General features: G+C 72.6%; 4 protein-coding genes. All 4 read right to left on the reverse strand.

The genetic code is table 11. The features are described 5' to 3' along the window. Positions 1 to 174 precede the first annotated feature (174 nt). Positions 175 to 1254, reverse strand: coding sequence for an amidohydrolase family protein (locus ABZV00_RS37565; protein WP_355615357.1), 1080 nt, complete (start codon positions 1252 to 1254; stop codon positions 175 to 177). A gap of 62 nt (positions 1255 to 1316) precedes the next feature. Then, entirely contained in the window at positions 1317 to 2873 is a 1557-nt protein-coding gene (ffh, locus tag ABZV00_RS37570) for a signal recognition particle protein (RefSeq protein ID WP_355615360.1), read from the reverse strand. 162 nt (positions 2874 to 3035) lie between these two features. Next, positions 3036 to 3692 carry a response regulator transcription factor gene (locus ABZV00_RS37575; RefSeq protein WP_328424512.1) on the reverse strand — a complete coding sequence of 219 codons (657 nt, stop codon included), beginning with the start codon at positions 3690 to 3692 and terminating at the stop codon, positions 3036 to 3038. Continuing rightward, a complete protein-coding gene (locus ABZV00_RS37580) occupies positions 3689 to 4852 on the reverse strand; it encodes a sensor histidine kinase (RefSeq protein WP_355615364.1) in 1164 nt (387 codons plus the stop codon). Before ABZV00_RS37580 ends, ABZV00_RS37575 begins: the two co-directional genes overlap by 4 nt. Between the last annotated feature and the right edge of the window lie 581 nt (positions 4853 to 5433).

Here is a 5433-nt window from a genome sequence, read left to right on the forward strand (position 1 = left end):
AACAACAAAGATCCACCCCGCCCACCAGCGCCCGACCACACCACCGGGACCTGTCAACCACCACTGAACAGCCCAAACAGGATGAGACAAGCTCCAGGATCGAGCGCGATCTTGCAGGGCGCGCGGGCGGTGCGCGAACCCGCGACCTCGCAGGCCGCGCGGGCCGCGCGTGTGTCAGCGGATGACGTGGCCGCGGAGGATGGTGCGGGACGGGGCGCGGACGACGCGCAGGTCGTGGCGGGGGTCCTCGGGATAGACGGTCAGGTCGGCGAGGCCGCCCTCGACCAGGCCGGGGAAGCCGAGCCACTCCCGGGCGCCCCAGGAGGCGGCGGCGAGCACGTCGAGCGGTGCCATTCCGGCCCGTTCGTGCAGCAGCAGCATCTCCTCGGCGGCCAGCCCGTGGTCGATGCCGCCGCCCGCGTCGGTGCCCACGTAGATCGGCACGCCCGCCTCGTGCGCGGCCCGCACCACCTCGGGGAAACGGTCCCGCAGCGCCAGCATGTGCTCGGCGTACCCGGGGAACTTGTCCCGCGCCTGCTCGGCGATCCCGCCGAAGGTGGCAATGTTGATCATCGTGGGGATCAGCGCGGTGCCCTGTCGGGCCATCTCGTCGATCAGGTCGAGGCTCAGCCCCGTGCCGTGCTCCACCGAGTCCACCCCGGCCCGCACCATGATCTCCACGGCCGACTCGGAGAAGGTGTGCACCGCCGCGCGTACCCCGGCGTCGTGCGCGGCCCGCACGGCCGCGGTGAGGGTGTCCGCGTCCCAGGCCGGCGCCAGGTCGCCCACTCCGCGGTCGATCCAGTCGCCGACCAGCTTGACCCAGCCGTTGCCGGCGCGCGCCTGCGCGGTCACCGTGGCAGCCACCTCGGCCGCGCCGACCTCCACCCCGATGTCGCGCAGATAGCGCTTCGGCGGCGCCACGTGCCGGCCGGCGCGGGCCAGTCGCGGCAGGCCCGGCTCGTCGTCCAACTCGGGGTACGGGTACGGCGAGCCGGCGTCGCGGATCGCCAGCACCCCGGCGTCCCGGTCGACATGGGCCAGCTCGCGGGCCTGGTCCAGGGAGGTGATCGGCGCCCCACCACGGGCGATGCCGATGTGACAGTGCGCGTCGACCAGCCCCGGCAGGACGAAGCCACCGTCGGAGACGGTCTCCGCTCCGGGCACCGGAGTGAAGGTCACCCGGTCGCCGACCAGCCAGAGATCCCGGACCTCGTCGTCGGGAAGCAGCACACCGCGCACATGAAGAGCCATGTGCACAGTCCTACCGGATCACCCGGTCGTCTGCGATGTCGCCCGCCCTCACCGACACCCGTTCACCGGGGACGGTTGTCGCCCTTGCCGAGCTTGTTGAAGTCGATCTTCGGGAGCTTGAAGCCGGGTGGCAGGCCCTGACCGCCGGCCAGGTCGTTCGGGTCCATCCCCGGCGGGAGCTGGGGCATGCCACCCGGGAAGCCGCCCGGCATCCCCGCGCCCGCCCCGGTACGCGGCCGACCGCCACCCTTGGTGCCCTTGCGCTTGTTCTTGGGCGACTTGGTCGCCTTGCGCCGGCCGCCGCCGGGCAGGCCCATCATGCCGCCCATCTGCTTCATCATCTTCTGCGCGTCGGCGAAGCGGTTGAGCAGCTGGTTGACGTCCATCACGGTGACCCCGGAGCCGTTGGCGATGCGCGCCCGGCGGGAGCCGTTGATGATCTTCGGGGTGGTGCGCTCGGCGGGGGTCATCGATCGGATGATCGCGGTGACCCGGTCGAAGTGGGTGTCGTCCAGATCCGCGAGCTGGTCCTTCATCTGCCCCATGCCCGGCATCATGGCCAGCACGTTGGCGATCGGCCCCATCCGCCGCACCGCGATGAGCTGGTCGAGGAAGTCCTCCAGGGTGAACTGCTCGCCGCCCATCAGCTTGGCGGTCATCTTCTCCTTCTGATCGGAGTCGAAGGCCTGCTCGGCCTGCTCGATCAGAGTGAGGACGTCGCCCATGCCGAGGATCCGGCTGGCCATCCGGTCGGGGTGGAAGACGTCGAAGTCCTCCAGCTTCTCGCCGGTGGAGGCGAACAGGATCGGCTGCCCGGTCACCTCGCGCACCGACAGCGCGGCACCGCCGCGGGCGTCGCCGTCGAGCTTGGAGAGCACCACGCCGGTGATGCCGACGCCGTCGCGGAACGCCTCTGCGGTACGGACGGCGTCCTGACCGACCATCGCGTCGATGACGAAGATGACCTCGTCCGGGTTGACGGCGTCGCGGATGTCGGCGGCCTGCTGCATCATCTCGGTGTCGATGCCGAGCCGGCCGGCGGTGTCGACGATGACGATGTCCCGGGCGGCCCGCTTGGCGTGCTCGATCGAGTCGCGCGCGACCTGCACCGGGTTGCCGACGCCGTTGCCGGGCTCCGGGGCGTACACCTCGACGCCGGCGCGGCCACCGAGCACCTGGAGCTGCCCGACGGCGTTGGGGCGCTGGAGGTCGGCGGCGACCAGCAGCGGCTGGTGCCCCTGGCTCTTGAGCCAGCGGGCCAGCTTGCCGGCCAGGGTGGTCTTACCGGAGCCCTGGAGGCCGGCCAGCATGATCACCGTCGGCGGCTGCTTGGCGAACTGGAGCCGCCGGCCCTCGCCGCCGAGCACGTTGATCAGCTCTTCGTTGACGATCTTGATGATCTGCTGGGCCGGGTTCAGCGCCTGGGAGACCTCTGAGCTGCGCGCCCGCTCCTTGACGTTCGCGATGAAGCCCTTGACTACCGGCAGCGCGACGTCCGCCTCCAGCAGCGCGAGACGGATCTCGCGCGCGGTGGCGTCGATGTCGGCGTCGGTGAGCCGGCCCTTGCCGCGGAGCTTGGTGAAGATCCCGGACAGGCGGTCACTCAAGGTGTCAAACACGCGAACATCCCGTTTGTCAGTGTTCCGGCGGGCACAACGCGGCCGGCAGTGCGGAGTCCGGCCACCGCAAGGGTAACCGGCCGGCCGCACGGCCGCTGTCGGCCGGCCCGGCCCCGCGTCCCGGCCGTGCACCGCGCCGCCCGCGCGGGCCCGCCGGCGCCGTCAACCGGACACCAAACCCGACTGGTACGCGAAGACGACGAGCTGGGCCCGGTCCCGGGCTCCCAGCTTGCCCATCGCCCGGCTGACGTGGGTCCGCGCGGTCGCCGGGCTGACCACCAGCCGGGCGGCGATCTCCTCGTTGTTCAGCCCTTCACCGACCAACCCGACCACCTGGCGCTCCCGGTCGGTCAGCGCGTCCAGTCGGGGGTGCGGACGGGCGACCCGGGACGGCCGGGTGGCGAACTCCCGCACCACCCGACGGGTCACCGACGGCGACAGCAGCGCCTCCCCCTCGGCGACCAGCCGGATCGCCCGCAGCAGCTCGGCCGGTCGGGTGTCCTTGGTGAGGAACCCGCTCGCACCGTGCCGCAGCGCGTCGAAGACGTACTCGTCCAGCTCGAAGGTGGTGAGCACCACCACCCGCGTACCGGCCAGGTCGGGATCGGCAACGATCCGCCGGGTCGCCTCGATCCCGTCGATGCCGGGCATCCGGATGTCCATCAGCACCACGTCCGGCCGTTCCTGGCGGGCCAACTCCACCGCGCGCAGCCCGTCGGCCGCCTCGCCGGCCAGTGCCAGGTCGTCCTCGCTCTCGACCAGCGCGCGCAGCCCGATCCGGACCAGGTCCTGGTCGTCGGCGATCAGCACCCGGATCACGGGGACGGCTCCACCGGCAGCCGGGCGTGCACCCGGAACCCGCCGTCGGGGCGCGGCCCAATGGCCAGCCGCCCGCCCAGCGCGTCGACCCGCTCGCGCATCCCCGCCAGACCGTGCCCGCCGCTCTCGTCGCCGGCATTCTCGAACCCGGCGCGGGCGGCGCCCGTGCCCCGGTCGGTGACCTCGACGGTCACCTCGTCGGAGCGGTAGCCGACGGTCACCTCCGCGCTGGCCACCCCGGCGTGCCGCAGCACGTTGGTCAACGCCTCCTGCACCACCCGGTACGCGGCCAGATCCACGGCCGCCGGCAGCTCCCGGGGATCACCGACCAGCCGCACCTCGACGGCGAGCCCGGCCCCGGCAAGCCGGTCACGCAGCGCCGGAAGCCGGGCCAGGCCGGGTACCGGCCCACGCTCCGCCCCCCGCCGTACCGCGCCCAGGGTGACCCGCAGCTCGTCCAGGGCCTCCCGACTGGTCCGGCTGATCGCGGTGAGCGCGGTCTCCGCCTGCTCGGGCCGTTTCGGCAGCAGATGCAGGGCGATCTCCGCCTGCATGCTGATCGCGGCCAGCCCGTGTCCCACCACGTCGTGCACCTCCTGCGCGATGCGCAGCCGCTCCTCGTCAGCCTGGCGCCGGGCCTGCTCGGCACGGGTGCGGGCCTGCTCGGCGCGGCTGCGTTCGGCCGCCTCGCGGTTGACCCGCACCACCACTCCCACCGCGAACGGTACGACCGCCCAGGCCGACGCGGGCAGCACTCCGGCCCAGCCGGGCGCCGGGCCCCGGGACCAGAAGGCGTGGGTCACCAGCAGCACGAACGCACCGCCGATGGCGAGCGACGCCGGGCGCAGCGGCAGCCGCACCGCCACGGTGTACACCGCGACCAGGAAGGTGAGCAGGACCGGCCCGTACGGGTAGCCGAGCACCAGGTACGTCGCGGTGGCCACGGTAACCACGGCGAGGGTCGCGACCGGAGCACGCCGCCGGGCCAGCAGGGCCAACGCGGCGAGCGCGATCAGCACCCGGCAGGTGGCGTCCACCGGTCTCGACCCCGGCTGGTTGTCCCCGGCCAGGCCAGTGGCGAGCAGCCCGAATCCGAGCAGCACCAGGGCGAGCACGGCATCGGGAGCCGCCCGCCTCGCCCACTGCCCACTCCGCCGCATGGCCGTCATTCTGCCGACGTCGACGCCAGTCGGCGTGCGTCCACGGGCGGCACCGCCACTACGCCCCCGGACGTACCCGCCGCCCCAGCGCCACCACGCCTCCCTGTTTGCCCCCGCCGGCTGCGCAGCCCCGGCTGCGCCACCCCCGGCAGCGCACTCCGGCAGCGCACCCCGTGCAGCCCACCGGCCGCGCCCAGCACGTACCGCACGTTCTGCGGGGCGATACCCAGGTCGGACAACGCCACTGCCTCGGGTCGGTCAGCGCACCCCCGGCGGCGCACCCCAGGCGACACACCCGGGGCGGCGAAAGCGGGCGGAAGTCTCGGTCGCACCGGGTCGGTGGCGGACAGCCTAAAGAGCGTGATGACCCTGGGGCATAAATATGGGTCTTGTGACGTGTCTGTGGGTGGTTGGGCGCGTCGTTGATGGCGCACGCCGTTGTCCTGCCTAGGTTCTGGCTTGTCGAAGGTCAGAACTGGATGGGCAGGAGAACGGCGTGCGTTCTGCCAGGGTATGGGCTGTGCTGCTCGGGGTCGAGCAGGCGGTGGTGGAGGGTGTCGAGTTCGATTCGGTCGAGTCGG

This window comes from Micromonospora sp. NPDC005173 (assembly GCF_040608515.1).
Lineage (GTDB): Bacteria > Actinomycetota > Actinomycetes > Mycobacteriales > Micromonosporaceae > Micromonospora.